The organism is Acidovorax radicis (assembly GCF_020510705.1).
GTDB classification, from domain to species: Bacteria; Pseudomonadota; Gammaproteobacteria; order Burkholderiales; family Burkholderiaceae_C; genus Acidovorax; species Acidovorax radicis_A.
The window spans coordinates 377,437-392,827 of the sequence record NZ_CP075184.1 but is presented as its reverse complement, the minus strand read 5'-3'; the positions used below and the strand labels follow the sequence as shown (position 1 = coordinate 392,827).

The following is a 15,391-nucleotide window of genomic DNA, read 5'->3' as shown; positions in this document are numbered from 1 at the left end:
TCAGAACCCCACTTACTCGACCCACACGAAACATTCGCGCTTGGGGTCACTTCGTTTGATACCGCCAGCCAGGCGAATCAAACACCGATTTCTGGCAAACCAGGGCTTACTTAGCCTTTGGCTTCTTCGCGCCGTACTTGGAACGCGACTGCTTGCGGTCTTTCACGCCTTGCAGATCGAGCGAACCACGCACGATGTGGTAACGCACACCAGGCAAGTCCTTGACACGACCGCCACGAACCAGCACCACGCTGTGTTCCTGCAGGTTGTGGCCTTCGCCGCCGATGTAGGAGATGACCTCAAAACCGTTGGTCAGGCGCACCTTGGCGACCTTACGCAGAGCGGAGTTAGGCTTCTTAGGCGTCGTGGTGTACACACGGGTGCACACGCCACGGCGCTGTGGAGAGTTTTCCATCGCAGGGCTTTTCGAGTTGGTCTTTTCGACCTCGCGCCCCTGACGGACCAATTGATTGATGGTTGGCATGAAATACGTCCCTAAACGTGAATTTTTCGTAAAAACGAAAACGTGAATCCCCTCGGAAATTCCGAAAAGCCTTCTAATGTAGCAGCTTGCCCTCTTGGTGGCAAGCTGCTGGCGTGATGGCGCAGCGGCTTCGGATACCCGCTATCCCCACATCTGCAAGGGTTGCGAAGGGATGCGACCCGCACCGGCCCGCTCCCCAAAGAGCACAAAGCACGCCGACGGCGGGAAATGGGTCAGCCCTGGCCAGGGGCCACGCCCTGTGCGGCCGGCCTTTTCACCAAAGCAGTTATTTGATCCAGAGACGGATGGCGTCCCACGCACGGCCCAGAACGCCCGCCTGCGCCACTTCTTGCAGCGCGACCAGCGGCACCTCGGCCAGCGTCTGATCTCCCAGCGATACCTTGAGCGTGCCGACGGACTGGCCCTTGGCAAAGGGCGCTACGAGCGGGTCTGGCCGCACGATCTGGGTGGTGATCTTGCCAGCGCTACCCGAAGGCACGGTGACCACAATGGCCTCTTCCCGGCCAATCTTGAGCGTGCTCTCTGTGCCCTTCCAGATGGCCGGCGTGGCCGCCGCCTTGCCCGCATCAAAAAGCTTGACCGCCTCAAAGGCCGTGTAACCCCAGTTCAGCAGCTTCTGGCTTTCATTGGCCCGCGCGTTTTCACTGGCGGCGCCCAGCACGATAGACAGCAGGCGCCGTTGGCCCACCCCGGGGAAGTCACGCTTGGCCGTTGACACCAGACAGTAGCCCGCTGCCGCAGTGTGACCGGTCTTGAGGCCATCCACCGTGGGGTCGCGGAACAGCAGCGCGTTGCGATTGGTGCCGTTGGACGCGGGAGTGCCCGGGTAGCTGTAGTGCTTGGTGGAGTAGTAGTGCATGTACTCCGGGAAATCCTTCATCAGCCGCGCTGCAATCACACTCAGGTCGCGCGCCGTAGTGACGTGACCGGGCTCGGTGAGGCCCTCGGGGTTTTTGTAGCCGGTTCCAGTCAGCCCAAACGCCTTGGCCTGGTCATTCATGAGCTTGACGAAGTTCTCGGCCGTGCCGCCCACCCCTTCGGCCAGGGCCATGGTGGCATCGTTGCCTGACTGCACGATCATGCCCTTGATCAAATCCTCGACCGGCACCTGCATCTTGGGATCGATGAACATGCGCGAGCCGGGCATCTTCCAGGCGCGCACGCTGACGGGCAGCTTTTGCTCCAGCGTGATTTTTTTGGCGCGCAACGCGTCAAACACCAGGTAGCCCGTCATCAGCTTGGTCAGCGACGCCTGCTCCACCGGCGCATCGATGTCCTTGGCCGCCAGAACCTGATTGGCCGTGACGTCCAGCAGGATGTAGTTGCGTGCGGCGATTTCTGGCGGTTGGGGCGCCTGGGCGTGGGCAACGCCAAAAACAGCAGGTGCCACGGCGGCAAAAACGGCAAAAGATCGCAACGCTGACAGGATTCGTTTCATGGGGAAATAAGGGGCTGGAGAGGCTCTGGAAAAGGTTGAAAGAAGAAGAAAAATGGGGCACCAAGACCTGCGCCACAGCAGGCCCGGGCGGGGCTGTCAGGCGCCCGATTGCAGGTGGCGAACCACCAGGCTTTTCAAGAGCGGCAATTGTCCGTGAAAGAAATGCCCCCCTGCGGGGATGACTGTGACAGGCAGTATCTGGGGTCGGGCCCAATCCATCACGGCGGACAGCGGCACGGTGTCATCCATCTCGCCATGGAGCACCAGCGTGCGCGTGTGGGCATCCAACGGAACGGGCGCCACATTAAAACGGCTGGCCGCCGTACCCACCAGCACCGCCTGTTGCACCCGGCCTTCGGGCCAGAGCGCGGCCAGCGCGTGACAGGTCACAAACGCGCCAAACGAAAAACCCGCCAAAGCAAGGGGCAGGCCCTCGCTCTTGGGTGCCACCTGCTCGACCACGGCCAGCAGGTCTTCCAGCTCGCCCCGCCCCTCGTCGTAACTGCCTTCGGTGCCGCCCACCCCTCGGAAGTTAAAGCGCACGGTGGTCCAGCCGCATTGCACAAAGGCACGCGCCAGGGTCTGCACGACCTTGTTGTCCATGGTTCCGCCAAACAGCGGATGGGGATGTGCAATGACCGCCACGCCACGGGGCGCTGTGGCAGAGCCGGCCAGCTGGGCGCCGTCGCGCACGGCCTCGATGGCGCCTTGGGCGCCCGACAGGGTCAGGCGTTCGGTCTGGGCATTCACTGATTTGCTACTCTATTAATAGCTACCAGCGCTTGAACATCAAGCACCAGCGGCCTAAATCACTCTAAGAACGTGTTCACGTTCTAACCGGGGATGGAGCCGATTTCAGCGCCCGAGTTCCGCTGGCGGAACCAGCCGCTCCACGATCTTGCCGTTTTTCAGATGCGACTCGACGATCTCGTCAATGTCCGCGTCGTCCACGTAGGTGTACCAGGTGCCCTCGGGGTACACCACCGCAACGGGGCCGGCGGCGCAGCGGTCCAGACAACCCGCCTTGTTCACGCGCACCTTGCCCGCGCCCGCCAACCCGGCCGCCTTGACCTGCGCCTTGCAGCGGTCAAACCCCGCCTGGGCATTGTGATGGGCACAGCTGTTTTCGCCATTGGGGCGATCGTTCAGACAAAAAAAGATGTGGCGCTGGTAGTAACCGGGCGCAGCGGCCGGTGCGGAAGGGGTGTCGCTCATGCCTGCATTTTAGGAGTCTGTCGGACTTGGAGCGTCGAACGCGAAAATGGGCCCCAGCGAGGACAGTTTTTGCCGGATTTGCAGCCCCATAGCCCGGCTATGGGGCAAGAAGACGGTAAAAAATGGACCGCTGCGGTCCATTTGCAGCCGACGATTTCCAAGTCCGACAGGCTCCTATGGATGCGCCAAACCCCACACGGCCGAGTCAGCCTCCACGGCCGAGCGAGGACGGCTCGCGGCGCGAGACGAACACCACGACATACAGCAGCGTGGCATAGGGCCACAGCCACCCAAGCCATTGCCCCAAACCATAAAAGCGGATAAACCGCCCCTGCTCCCAGATTTGCAGCGTCTGCGCAAAATAGGCACTGGTCGGAGCCTGGTTCAACAAGGCCAGGTGCCAGGCGAGCACCAGCAGCAAGAGGGCTCCGCAGGTGCGGCGCGGCAGCGCGAGCATCAGCAGCGCCAGCGCCAAAGCGCCCCACACCCCGATGCGCGCGGGCAATCCCATCCACTCCCATGCGTGTATCGGGCCCCAGCTGAGCGCTGCCGACAGCGCCGTGAGCGTGACGCCCACCGCGACCACCCCCAGCGCAAACAAGGCGCGGCGCGGCGCCTGGCGGATCACACAGTAGCCCAGCAGGCAAGGGATCAGAAGCCCCAGCGTCACACACAGCAACTCGCCGCTGAGTGACAGCGGCTCCAGTGGCTCATCGCGCAACGGCAGCCAGTCCAGAAACGGTGTGTCGGTCAGCAGATCCACCAGCGCCGCCTCCAGCCGCTCCAGCACCTGGCCCAGCCCGAACGGCAGCGCCGCCGGAAACAGCAGCGCCAGGGGCCAAAGCGCCAGCAACACCATGCCACCCGTGGCATCCGAGACAAACCAGCGCGCCCGAAAATGGCTCCAGCGGTCCACCGCGCCCACACGCTCCAGCAGCGAGGCGCACAGCGCCCCCGCCAACGTGCCTGCAGCATTGAGCACCAGGTCCATGTTGGAGGGCACACGCCGGGGCAGGTAGATCTGCAAAAACTCCATGGACAGCGATATCAGAACGCCCAGCAGCGTGGCCAACAACACCACCCAGCGCTCCCAGCCAGAACGCAGCATGCCCAGCACCAGCAGGAAGCCAAGCGGCGCATAACCGGTGACGTTGATGGCCACATCAAACCCGGTCCAGTACGGCGGCGGCAGCGGGGCCAGCAGAAATACCAGCGGGTCGATACCCTGGGCCCGCCAGCCGTCAAACGGGAACAGGCTGGCAAACACGATGAGCGCCGTGTAGATCAGCGCCAGCGGCCAGGCAGAGGTCTTGTGCATGCAGCCCCTGCGCGTCGGTCAGAACGGCTTGACCACCACCAGCACCACCGCAATCAGCAGCAGCACCACGGGGACTTCGTTGAACCAGCGGAACCAGACGTGGCTGCGGCGGCTGGTGCCGTCGGCCAGCTTGCGCAGCAGCACACCACACGCGTGGTGGTAGCCGATCACCAGCAGCACCACGGCCAGCTTGGCGTGCATCCAGCCGTTGCCCTGTGACGCCGGACCACGCCCGATGCCATAGCCCAGCCACAGCCAAAGGCCCAGCGCCACGGCAGGCACAGCCAGCATGGTGGTGAACCGCATGAGTTTGCGCGCCATCAGCAGGAGGCGTTCGCGCTCGGCCACAGAGCCTGGCGCCACCATCGCCATATTGACGAAGATGCGAGGCAGATAAAAAAGACCGGCAAACCAGCTGGCCACGAAGACGATGTGAAAGGCTTTAACCCAGAGCATGGCCGCAGTTTACGTGGCTGCGGCCCCTCAGAACGTGTTCACGGTCTCAGAACCTGTTCACCAGGCCGGGCAAAAAAAACCGGCAAATCCGCCGGGCCCAAAAAAGCCCGTGTTGCATCGCTGCACCCCAGGCCCCGCTCAGGGAGGAACGCGGGGGGCGGCAAGCCGCCCGGCGCCAATTTAGCACCGGGCATTGGGTGTTACAAGCGGCAGCGTCGCAATGATGTTTGAAACCGGCGCGCCCCATACCAGTGCACCCGTGGATCCGGCTTCGCCGGTCCAGGGGGTGCGTCCCCCTTTGGGGGAAGCCGCGCAGCGGCTCAGGGGGATAATCTCGCGATGCATCTCCAAAGCCCCGCCCCCTTCCCCCAGAACCGCCCGCGCCGCCTGCGCCGCGATGCCTTCACCCGCAACCTGGTGCGCGAAAACGCCGTATCGCAGCACGACCTGATCTACCCCGTGTTCGTGCACGAGGGCCAGGGCCGCAGCGAGGCCGTAACCTCCATGCCCGGCGTGAGCCGCCTGAGCCTGGATCTGCTGCTGCCCGTCGCCGAGGACTGCGTGAAGCTGGGCATTCCGGTGCTGGCACTGTTCCCGGCCATCGACCCGTCGCTCAAAACGCCTGACGGCAAAGAGGCGCTGAACCCCGACGGCCTGATCCCGCGCGTGGTGCGGGCGCTCAAGAAAGAATTCCCCGACCTGGGCGTGATGACCGACGTGGCGCTGGACCCGTACACCAGCCACGGCCAGGACGGCGTGCTGGACGAGACCGGCTACATCATCAACGACGACACCGTGGAGATCCTCACCGGCCAGGCGCTCACGCATGCCGAGGCGGGCGTGGACATCGTCGCGCCCAGCGACATGATGGACGGGCGCATCGGCGCGATCCGCGAGGCCCTGGAGATACAGGGCCACATCCACACCCGCATCATGGCCTACAGCGCCAAATACGCCAGCGCCTTCTACGGCCCCTTCCGCGACGCGGTGGGCACGCGCGGCGCCCTGGGCAAGGCCGACAAGAACGTCTACCAGATGGACCCCGGCAACAGCGACGAGGCCCTGCGCGAAGTGGCCATCGACATCGCCGAAGGCGCCGACATGGTGATGGTGAAACCCGGCATGCCCTACCTCGATATCGTGCGCCGCGTGAAGGACGAGTTCCATGTGCCCACCTTCGCCTACCAGGTCAGCGGCGAGTACGCCATGATCAAGGCCGCTGCGGCCAATGGCTGGCTCGACCACGACGCCGTGATGATGGAAAGCCTGCTGGCCTTCAAGCGCGCGGGCGCCGATGGCGTGCTGACGTACTTTGCGCGCGATGCAGCACGATTGCTCCTGAAATAGTAGCTACTAGCGCTTACCTGTAAAGCGCTAGCGGCATTTTTTTAGTTAAACTTCACGCCCGGGCATCCATGCGCATTTTTCACATCCACAGCAACGGCGCGCAGGAGTTGTCGTTCCTGCCCGCCGAGATGCCGGCACAGGGGTTTATCTGGATCGCCTGTGCGCGGCCCGCTTTTCACGATCGCCTGGCCGAGATCCAGGGCCGACTCCAGTCGCTGGTGGGTCTGCAGCTGGTGGACCTGCATGTGTCCGATTTGCTCAATGCGCAGTTGCCCTCCCATTACGACTACACCTCGCAATACGACCTCCTGGTGTTTCGCAGACTGGCCACCGCACATGCGAGCACAAGCCAGGGTACCCCCGAAGAGCAAGGCGCTGAGCCCCCGTCGCTCAAGCGCACCGGCCCACCGGTGCTGCGGCGCATTGACACCAGCCCCGTAGGTTTTGCGGTGTTTGACCAGTTGCTGCTCACGGTGCATCCCACCGATTGCGCAGTGCGCGACGCCTACGCCACCCGCCTGATGGCGGCCCTGCCCGCCAGCCCCAACGAAGGCCGCATCAGCCCCGTGCCCGGCGCCCGCGTGCCCACCAGCCCGGCCGATCTGATGCTGCGTGTGGTCAACCTCATGGTGGACGGCTATCTGGACCTGCGCCGCGAACTCACGCGCCAGCTCGACCACTGGCAAAACGAGCTGCTCAAGCCCCGCGCGCGCTATGTGAACTGGACCTCGCTGCTCGAAGCGCGGCTGGCGCTGCACAAGCTCGACGAGATCTGCGAAGACCAGCGCACCGCCGTGCAGGACTGGATCGACGCGCTGGAGACCTGGGCCCTGCCCGACACCCCCCTGGGCCTGCGCGAGCTGGACCTGCTCAAGGTGCGCAGCCGCGACGTGCTCGAACACATCGAGCGCGTGGTGCACCACGTGCGCCGACTGGAGCAAAGCACCGAAACCGCCGTGCAGATGCACTTTTCGGTGCAGAGCAACCGCACCAACGACATCATGCGCACCCTCACGGCACTGACCGCCGTGTTTTTGCCGCTCAACCTGATCGCGGGCATCTTTGGGATGAACTTCGAGTTCATCCCGCTGGTGCACAAGTCGGATGGTTTCTGGTGGGCCATGGGGGCAATGGCTTTGATCGCGCTATCGCTGGTGGCGCTGTTTTGGCGCAAGCAGTACCTGTCGCGCACGCGAAGGTGACATGACGCGCGCGCGGCCGCCACGGGTGTCTTCCAAAGGCAAAGGCGGCCACGACCCCACCACGGCCCCATTTGTCGCCTTTAACTATCAAATGAATAGCTAAAGACGCTTTCACATCAAGCGCTTCAGCCAGAAAGTGTTGAAACCCCCTTCAACAGGCGGCCCGCACCGCCTCGGCCAGCGCGCCACCTCAGGCCAGATGGCGGTCAAAGAACGCCAGCGTGCGGTCCCATGCGACCGTGGCAGCGGCTTCGTCGTAGCTGCCGCGCTGGTCGCAGTTGAAGCCATGGTCGGCCGCGTATACATGCACGTCGACCTCGGGATGGACCTTGGCGAACGCCTGCACGCTATCGAGCGGGATCCAGTGGTCGCGCTCGCCAAAGTGGGCCAGCACCGGCACCTGGGGTTGGCGGGCCACCTCGTCGGGGGTGGTCACACCGCCGCCGTAGTAGGGCACGGCTGCCGACAAGCCCTTGAGCTGGCAGGCCGCGCGCCAGGTCAGCAGGCCGCCCCAGCAAAAGCCCACGATGCCCACCTTGCGACCGCTTTGCTGGGCGGCGTAATCGATGGCGGCCTGGATGTCGGGCATCACGCCCGGTGCGGGCAGGGTGTCCACTGCGGTCTTGAGCGCCATCCCCGCCTGCATGTCCTCAGCGGTGTAGCCCAGCTCCACCCCTGGCTTGACGCGCTGGAACGTGGCGGGCGCCACGGCCAGATACCCCCGCGCGGCCAAGCGGTCGGCCACCGAGCGGATGTGCGAGTTCACGCCAAAAATCTCCTGCACCACCACCACGGCGCCCCGGGGCGTGCCCTCGGGCTGGGCCACCCAGGCAGGCACCACAAAACCATCACTTGACGCCAGATCGACAAACTGTCCCATGCTGAATGCTCCTTGATAAGAATGGTGATCGGATTGGCCGCGATGCGGGCAAAGGCGCTGCGCGGCGGGGCGCAGAACCTGTTCCAATGCGCCATTCTTGCAGGAGACCCTATTCCGTGGAGAAGATCGCATTAATCACCGGCGCCAGCCGGGGCATTGGCGCCGCCACCGCCCTGCTGGCAGCAAAAAATGGCTGGGCAGTGGCCGTCAACTACCTCGCCAACGAGGCAGCCGCGCAGGCCGTGGTTGATGACATCCGTGCCGGCGGCGGCACGGCCATCGCCGTGCAGGCCGACGTGGCAAACGAGGCCGAGATCCTGGCCATGTTCCAGGCCGTGGACACCCAGCTGGGCCGCATCAGCGCCCTGGTCAACAACGCCGGCGTGGTGGACGTGACCGCCCGGGTGGACGAGATGGGCACCGAGCGCCTGCGCCGCATGTTCGACACCAACGTGATCGGCAGCATCGTGTGCGCCCGCGAGGCCGTGCGGCGCATGAGCACACGCCATGGCGGCAGCGGCGGTGCCATCGTCAATGTGTCCAGCGCCGCCTCGCGCCTGGGCTCGGCCCACCAGTATGTGGACTACGCGGCGGCCAAGGGCGCCATCGACACCTTCACCATCGGCCTGGCGCGCGAGGTGGCGGCCGAGGGCATCCGCGTGAACGCCGTGCGCCCGGGGCTGATCGAGACCGACATCCACGCCAGCGGCGGCCTGCCCGACCGCGTGCGCGACCTGGCCCACCAGGTGCCCATGCAACGCGGCGGCACGGCGAGCGAGGTGGCCGAAGCCATCGTCTGGCTGATGTCACCGGCGGCCAGCTACACCACGGCCACGCTGATGGATGTGTCGGGCGGGCGCTGAAGGCCCTCCGCCACCCGGTGGCGGGCCCGCTGCAGCGCAGCATGCCCGAGGGCCAAACCGCGCAGAAAACACCGCATACTCGCGCACAGCCCGGACAGTGCCACCCTCGCCTGCCCACAGTCCGAGCCCGACAAACCACCCTGCACACTGGTGCACACTTGCCCTTGGGAGCGCCCTGATGGACCTCAAACCCCTGATCACCCTGCTGGCCATCGTGAACCCGCTGGCCATCGTCCCGTTTTTCATCCACTACACGCAGGGCTTCTCGTACCCGCAGCGGCGCCGCACCATCCAGGTGGCCAGCTTCAGCGTGTTCTGCGTGATTGCGGCCTGTGCGCTGCTGGGCCTGCAGATCCTCGACTTCTTCAACATCTCGCTGCAGAGCTTTCAGGTGGGCGGCGGCATGCTGCTGCTCATCAGCGCGATGAACATGCTCAACGCCCAGCCCGCCGAGGCCAAGCCTACCACCAACGAATACGAAGAAGGGGCCGAGAAGGCCGCCGCCGGCAGCAGCATTGCCGTGGTGCCGCTCACCATCCCGCTGCTCACGGGCCCGGCCAGCATGTCCACCGTGGTGATCTACGCCGACCGCGCACAGGGCGTGTGGCAGACGCTGGCGTTGGTGGGCTACGGTGTGGTCATCGCGCTGGCCACGGCCGTGTGCTTTGCACTGGCCGACCCGATTGCACGCGTGCTGGGCAAGACCGGCATCAACGTGATGACCCGGCTGATGGGCCTGATCCTGGCCGCGCTGGCCGTGGAAGTGATGGCCGATGGCCTGGGCAAGCTCTTTCCCATCCTGATCGCGCGCTGAAAATGAGGCCCCCCCTGAGTCGCCTGCGGCGCCATCCCCCCGAGGGGGGACGACGCCTTCACTGCGGGGCGGCCCTTGCTCGGCGTCCCTGGCTTAGGCCATGCCAGTCTCGACCGCTGCGGATGGCACGCAGCACAACGGATGCTTGAGGTATGTCCGCACGGCTGCTGCTGCTCGAAGACGACCCCGCCATTGCCCGCACCGTGGCCTATGCGCTGGAGCGCGACGGGCTGGTAGTGACGCACAGCCTGCTGGTGCACGATGCGCGCCAGCAGCTGCAACGCAGCCGGTTTGACCTGCTGGTGCTGGACGTGGGCCTGCCCGATGGCAGCGGGCTTGATCTGCTGCGCGACGTGCGCAACGCCGCGCCCACGGCGGCCCTGCCCGTGCTGATGCTCAGCGCCCACGGCGAAGAGATCGACCGCGTGCTGGGCCTGGAGCTGGGCGCCGATGACTACCTGACCAAACCCTTCAGCCCGCGCGAGCTGGCCGCCCGCGTGAAGGCGCTGCTGCGCCGGGCGGGCCACGGCACGGCATCCGCCCCGCTGGCGCCCAGCCCGCTCTTTCACGACGACGAGGCCGGGCAGCGCATCAGCCTGCGCGGCCAGCCGCTGCCGCTCACGCGCCGCGAATACCGCCTGCTGGCCCACCTGTTGCGCGGCGCAGGCCGCATCCATTCGCGCGACACGCTGCTGGCCGCCGCCTGGGGCGACGACAGCGAGAGCACCGACCGCACGGTGGACACACACATCAAAACCCTGCGCGCCAAGCTGCGCGAGGTGGACCCGGCCCGTGACTACATCAGCACCCATCGCGGCATGGGCTATTGCCTTGATTTTTGAATCCAAAAAAGCCTCTGACGCTTATCCAGCAAGCGTCAGCAGCTATTATTTTTGAAGTAACGCACCATGCGCCTCGGCATCCGCCTGCTCTTTGCGTTCTTTCTGATCAACGGCATCGCCGCCTTCTTTGTGCTGCGCGTGTTCATGGCCGAGATCAAGCCCAGCGTGCGCGAGGTGATGGAAGACATGATGGTGGACACCGCCAACATCCTGGCAGAGCTGGCCAGCGATGACCTGGCGGCCGGGCGGTTGAACGGCCGGGCGGGCCACAACAACGACAGCAGCGCGTTTGCGCAGCATGTGCGCCGCTATGCCACGCGCCCCATCGATGCGGCGATCTGGGGCTTCTCCAAGCAATCGCTGGACTACCGCATCTACGTGACCGACACCACCGGGCGCGTGCTGTTCGATTCGGAAAACCGTGCCGTAGGGGCTGACTATTCGCAGTGGCGCGACGTGGCGCTCACGCTGCGTGGCGAGTATGGAGCGCGCTCCACCCGCGATGTGGACGCCGACGACACCAGCGGCGTGATGCATGTGGCCGCGCCTATCTACGTGCAGCAAGACGGCGTGCGCAAAATTGCCGGCGTGCTCACCGTGGCCAAACCCACGCGCACCGTGCAGCGCTTTATCGACCGCGCCGAACGCAAGGTGTTCATGGGCGGCCTGCTGCTGCTGGCCCTCTCGGCCGCCGTGGGCGTGGCCGTGACGCTGTGGATGGTGTGGAACGTGCGCCGCCTGCGCGACTACGCCTTGAGCGTGCAGGGCCCTGCCGACGGCGAGCGCCGCGATCCCAACCAACCCCAAGCCGTGGCACTGGCCGTGCCCCAGGTGCCGGGCGAGCTGGGCGACCTGGCCCGCGCCATGGACCGCATGCGCGCCCGGCTGGAAGGGCGCGACTACATCGAAGGCTATGTGCGCGCCCTTACGCACGAGCTGAAAAGCCCGGTGGCCGCCATCCGGGGCGCGGGCGAGCTGCTGCAGGACGACCTGCCCGCCGCCGACCGCGCCGAATTCGCCACCCAGGTGGTGCAGCAAACCGAGCGCCTGCAACGCATCATCGACCGCCTGCTGGAGCTCTCCAAACTGGAGCAGCGCCACCACGCCGAAGGCCGGGCGCCCGTGGCGCTGCACGACTGCGCAGAGGCGGCCATGGCACAGACCCGGGCCCGCGCCGGGCAACGCGGCATCCGCCTGACACTGGACGGCCAGGGCAGCACCGGCCCCTGGGAGGCCGAACTGGTGACACTGGCCCTGACCAACCTGCTCGACAACGCGATTGACTTTGCACCCGCCGGAAGCACGGTGCGCGTGGAGCTGGACGGTGCCACGGTGGCCGTGCGAGACAGCGGCCCCGGTGTGCCCGACTACGCGCTGCCACGCCTGGGCGAGCGCTTTTTCTCCACGGCCCGGCCCGGGGGCGAGCGCAGCGGCTCGGGCCTGGGCCTGGCCATCGTCCAGCGCGTGATGGCGCTGCATGGCGGCCAGATGGTGGTGCGCAATACGGCGCCGGGATTGCGGGTGACGCTGCATTTTTCTTCACCCTGAAGAAGCGCACGTTCAAGAGGTGCACTTTCGCACCGCTGCCCGTACATTTGGATTCTTTTCACCGGGAGACATCCATGCCGTTTCGCTCGCTTCTTTTCAGCGCCGTTGTGGTGGTGCTTTCGCTGTTTGGCAACGCCGTGGTCGCCGCAGAGCCCAAGCTGGGCGTACTGATGCTGCACGGCAAAAACCCCGGCGACAACCGGGACCCAAACTTTCGCCCGACGGTTTACAAACTGGAGCGCGAAGGGTGGGTGGTGAGCTTCCCCAACATGCCATGGGCCAGCACGCGTTATCTGGAGGGCAACTGGGATCTGGCGATGTCGGAAATCGATGCGCAGGTCAAGCAGCTACGCGCCAATGGCGCTGAAAAAATCGTATTGATGGGGCACAGCCTGGGCGCACCAGCCGCCATGAGTTATGCCGCGCGAGGTGGCGACGTGCAAGCGCTGGTGCTGCTGGCGCCCGGCCATGTGCCCGCAGGTTATTACCGCAACCCGCGACTCAAGAGCGTGCACGACAGCGTCGATGAAGCCCGCGCGCTGGTGGCTGCGGGCAAAGGCGCCGAGCGCGGTCGATTCAATGACATCAACCAGGGCCGGCAGTTGAGTGTGACGACCACCGCCGCCGACTACCTGTCGTATTTTGATCCGACATCCGAGGCGGAGATGTCTGTGACGGCGCCCCGCATTCCACCCTCGACGCCCGTGCTCTCTGTGGTGGGTGACGCGGACCCTCTTTTTGCGCATTTGCGGGCGTACTACGTGGACAAACTCCCCGCCCATCCGCACAGCCGCTTGCTCGAGGTCAAAGCCACGCACCTGTCCACCCCCGAAGTCGCCTACCCCGACGTCGTGGCGTGGATGAAGCAGGTCACGGCCAACTGAAGCGCTGCGGGCGCGGACAGAGTTCACGCGTCTGCGCCCGTCGGCCAGCCACCTTTTGCGGCCATAGCGCATCGCCTTCGGCGGCGCCCCACTTCACACTGGCCTCACAAACTTCATAGCGCCCTCACACCGGCCCACAACACTGCCTCCACAACATTCACTTGTGGAGGATCTCTTGTTCAAACACCCCCTGATCACCAAACTGGCTGCGCTGGCAGTCATCACCGTGCTGCTGCTCTTTGGCCTGGGCATGATCGAAAACGTGGTGCGTGACCGATTGCGCTACCGCAGCCTCACCGCGCAGAGCGTGGCCGACAGCCTGGCCGGGCCGCAGACGCTGATGGGACCGATGATCCACAGCGCCTGTGTGGAGAGCTGGGACGAGGAAACCGGCAAGGGCGATGACCGCCGCATGGTCGAAAAGCGCCGCGAGTTCATCCTCACCGCCATGCCAGAACAGCTCAAGCTGAGTACAGGCGCCGCCATGGAAGAGCGAGCGCGCGGGCTGCACAAGGTGAACACCTTCAACCTCAAGGCCCACGTCACGGCGCAATGGGGGTCGCTGGCCAGCCTGTTGCCGCAGAGCAGCATGAAAAATTCACGCATGCACTGCGGCGCGCCCATCGTGATGATGGCCGTGGGCGACGCGCGCGGCATCCGCACCGCACAGTTCACGATGGGTGCGCAGGCGCTGGCCCTCAAGCCCGGCACCTTCCACCCCACCTACAGCCGGGGCCTGCATGCCGTGCTGCCCGAGGCGGTGCGCGGCAAGGCCGATGGCCTGACCGCCACGCTGGACCTGGAACTGGTGGGCACCGAGCGCCTGGCCATCGTGCCGCTGGGCGGCAATACCGAGGTGCTGATGACCAGCAGCTGGCCGCACCCGTCGTTCGCAGGCCGCTTTCTACCGTCGGAGCGCGAGGTCAAGAAGACCGGCTTCTCAGCCCAATGGCGCCTGTCGTCACTGGCCACCACGGCGCAGGCCGATATTGCGAACGGCAAGCGCATTTGCCTAGGCACGGATGAAGGCAGCGACTATGCGCCCGGGGGGGCGACCCCCAGCGACTGCGCCGACAGTTTCAGCGTGGCCTTCATCGACCCGGTGAACCCTTATTCCCTGTCGGACCGCGCGACCAAATACGGCGTGCTGTTCATCGCCCTGACCTTCGTGGCCGTGGGTCTCTTCGAGTTGCTGGGCAGTGGCCCCCACGCTCCGCCGCTACGCGGGTCGCTGCCCCCCGAGGGGGCCGCTTTTTCGTCTTGGGGCGGCCCGGCGACGAAAAGGCTGCGCGTTCACCCCGTGCAGTACCTGCTGGTGGGCAGCGCGTTGTGCAGCTTCTTTTTGCTGCTGGTGAGCCTGTCGGAGCACCTGCCCTTTGGCATCTCGTACGCGGTGGCCGCCAGCGCCTGTGTGCTGCTGCTGGCCTATTACGCCAGCCACATGCTGGGCGGCCTGGCGCGCGGCATTCCGCTGGGCGCTGGCATCGCGCTGCTGTACGGGCTGCTGTATGTGCTGCTGCAGCTGGAGCAGACGGCCTTGGTGGTGGGGTCGATTGCGCTGTTCCTGGTGCTGGCTGCCGTGATGGTGCTTACCCGCAAAGTGAACTGGTACGGACTGTCGCCAACCAGCACACCCAGCCGCCCCGTGCCGCCAGCCCCACCACGCCCCGCAGCCCCACGAACGGAGGCCGTATGAGCCCCAGCGCCACACCGACCGCCTGGGCGCAGCACCTGGCCCAGCACCCGGCTGCGCCCGGCCCTTGTGACGCGGCACACCCGCCGCTGCTGACCGCCGCAGAGACCGAGCGCGTACAGCGCCACCGCGATCAGTTGATGCGCGCCCTGCGGGCGCGGGACCGGGGCGCTTTGCTCAGCGCCAAGCAGCAGGTGCTGGAGGCGGCGTTCTGCCCCCAGGACGGGCACAGCCGGGGCACAGCGGCGGATTCACCGGCCTTGCGGCACGCGCTGCGCGATCTATCGTGGCGCATGGCGGCGCTGCTGCTGCCACGCCATTCACCGCACTGAACCCGCAGCCCATTACAAGCGAAAAGTGGCTGTAGCGCTTATCTGATAAGCACT

The 15,391-nt window shown here is 65.6% G+C and carries 16 protein-coding genes; 9 read left to right on the top strand and 7 right to left on the bottom strand.

Annotated features, from left to right (window positions below; genetic code table 11):
* Positions 1 to 106: 106 nt before the first annotated feature.
* The 6 genes from rpsL to KI609_RS01705 all read right to left on the bottom strand — a co-directional run bounded on the left by rpsL (position 107) and on the right by KI609_RS01705 (position 4,932).
* Positions 107 to 484 (bottom strand): 30S ribosomal protein S12, encoded by a 378-nt coding sequence (gene rpsL, locus KI609_RS01730; RefSeq protein ID WP_226446509.1) that lies wholly within the window; start codon positions 482 to 484, stop codon positions 107 to 109.
* A 286-nt stretch (positions 485 to 770) separates the two neighbouring features.
* Positions 771 to 1,943 carry a D-alanyl-D-alanine carboxypeptidase family protein gene (locus tag KI609_RS01725; protein WP_226446507.1) on the bottom strand — a complete coding sequence of 391 codons (1,173 nt, stop codon included), beginning with the start codon at positions 1,941 to 1,943 and terminating at the stop codon, positions 771 to 773.
* A 96-nt stretch (positions 1,944 to 2,039) separates the two neighbouring features.
* Positions 2,040 to 2,693: an alpha/beta hydrolase gene (locus KI609_RS01720; protein ID WP_226446505.1), complete on the bottom strand. Its 654-nt coding sequence runs from the start codon at positions 2,691 to 2,693 to the stop codon at positions 2,040 to 2,042.
* Positions 2,694 to 2,798: 105 nt separating this feature from the next.
* Positions 2,799 to 3,158, bottom strand: coding sequence for a (2Fe-2S) ferredoxin domain-containing protein (locus tag KI609_RS01715; RefSeq protein WP_226446503.1), 360 nt, complete (start codon positions 3,156 to 3,158; stop codon positions 2,799 to 2,801).
* A gap of 205 nt (positions 3,159 to 3,363) precedes the next feature.
* Complete coding sequence (locus KI609_RS01710; RefSeq protein ID WP_226446501.1) at positions 3,364 to 4,476, bottom strand: VanZ family protein; 1,113 nt, start codon at positions 4,474 to 4,476, stop codon at positions 3,364 to 3,366.
* Between the two features lie 18 nt (positions 4,477 to 4,494).
* Positions 4,495 to 4,932: a CopD family protein gene (locus KI609_RS01705; RefSeq protein ID WP_226446499.1), complete on the bottom strand. Its 438-nt coding sequence runs from the start codon at positions 4,930 to 4,932 to the stop codon at positions 4,495 to 4,497.
* 339 nt (positions 4,933 to 5,271) lie between these two features.
* Here KI609_RS01705 and hemB point away from each other — a divergent pair, with 339 nt between their 5' ends.
* Positions 5,272 to 6,279 (top strand): porphobilinogen synthase, encoded by a 1,008-nt coding sequence (hemB, locus tag KI609_RS01700; RefSeq protein ID WP_226446497.1) that lies wholly within the window; start codon positions 5,272 to 5,274, stop codon positions 6,277 to 6,279.
* A gap of 68 nt (positions 6,280 to 6,347) precedes the next feature.
* On the top strand, positions 6,348 to 7,481 hold the full coding sequence (locus KI609_RS01695) for a magnesium transporter CorA family protein (protein ID WP_226446495.1): 1,134 nt from the start codon (positions 6,348 to 6,350) through the stop codon (positions 7,479 to 7,481).
* Between the two features lie 190 nt (positions 7,482 to 7,671).
* Here KI609_RS01695 and KI609_RS01690 read toward each other — a convergent pair whose 3' ends face one another.
* Positions 7,672 to 8,361 (bottom strand): dienelactone hydrolase family protein, encoded by a 690-nt coding sequence (locus KI609_RS01690; protein ID WP_226446493.1) that lies wholly within the window; start codon positions 8,359 to 8,361, stop codon positions 7,672 to 7,674.
* An 86-nt stretch (positions 8,362 to 8,447) separates the two neighbouring features.
* Between KI609_RS01690 and KI609_RS01685 the strand changes: the two genes are divergently transcribed.
* From KI609_RS01685 to KI609_RS01655, 7 genes are all read left to right on the top strand, one after another.
* On the top strand, positions 8,448 to 9,224 hold the full coding sequence (locus KI609_RS01685) for an SDR family oxidoreductase (RefSeq protein ID WP_413463361.1): 777 nt from the start codon (positions 8,448 to 8,450) through the stop codon (positions 9,222 to 9,224).
* 178 nt (positions 9,225 to 9,402) lie between these two features.
* Complete coding sequence (locus KI609_RS01680) at positions 9,403 to 10,038, top strand: MarC family protein (RefSeq protein WP_226446489.1); 636 nt, start codon at positions 9,403 to 9,405, stop codon at positions 10,036 to 10,038.
* 152 nt (positions 10,039 to 10,190) lie between these two features.
* Positions 10,191 to 10,880, top strand: a complete 690-nt coding sequence (locus KI609_RS01675) for a winged helix-turn-helix domain-containing protein (RefSeq protein WP_226446487.1) — start codon at positions 10,191 to 10,193, stop codon at positions 10,878 to 10,880.
* A 66-nt stretch (positions 10,881 to 10,946) separates the two neighbouring features.
* Entirely contained in the window at positions 10,947 to 12,428 is a 1,482-nt protein-coding gene (creC, locus tag KI609_RS01670) for a two-component system sensor histidine kinase CreC (RefSeq protein WP_226446485.1), read from the top strand.
* A gap of 74 nt (positions 12,429 to 12,502) precedes the next feature.
* Positions 12,503 to 13,312 (top strand): alpha/beta fold hydrolase, encoded by an 810-nt coding sequence (locus KI609_RS01665; protein WP_226446483.1) that lies wholly within the window; start codon positions 12,503 to 12,505, stop codon positions 13,310 to 13,312.
* Positions 13,313 to 13,487: 175 nt separating this feature from the next.
* Positions 13,488 to 15,008, top strand: coding sequence for a cell envelope integrity protein CreD (locus tag KI609_RS01660; protein WP_226446481.1), 1,521 nt, complete (start codon positions 13,488 to 13,490; stop codon positions 15,006 to 15,008).
* Positions 15,005 to 15,337: a hypothetical protein gene (locus KI609_RS01655; RefSeq protein ID WP_226446479.1), complete on the top strand. Its 333-nt coding sequence runs from the start codon at positions 15,005 to 15,007 to the stop codon at positions 15,335 to 15,337. Before KI609_RS01660 ends, KI609_RS01655 begins: the two co-directional genes overlap by 4 nt.
* Positions 15,338 to 15,391: the final 54 nt, after the last annotated feature.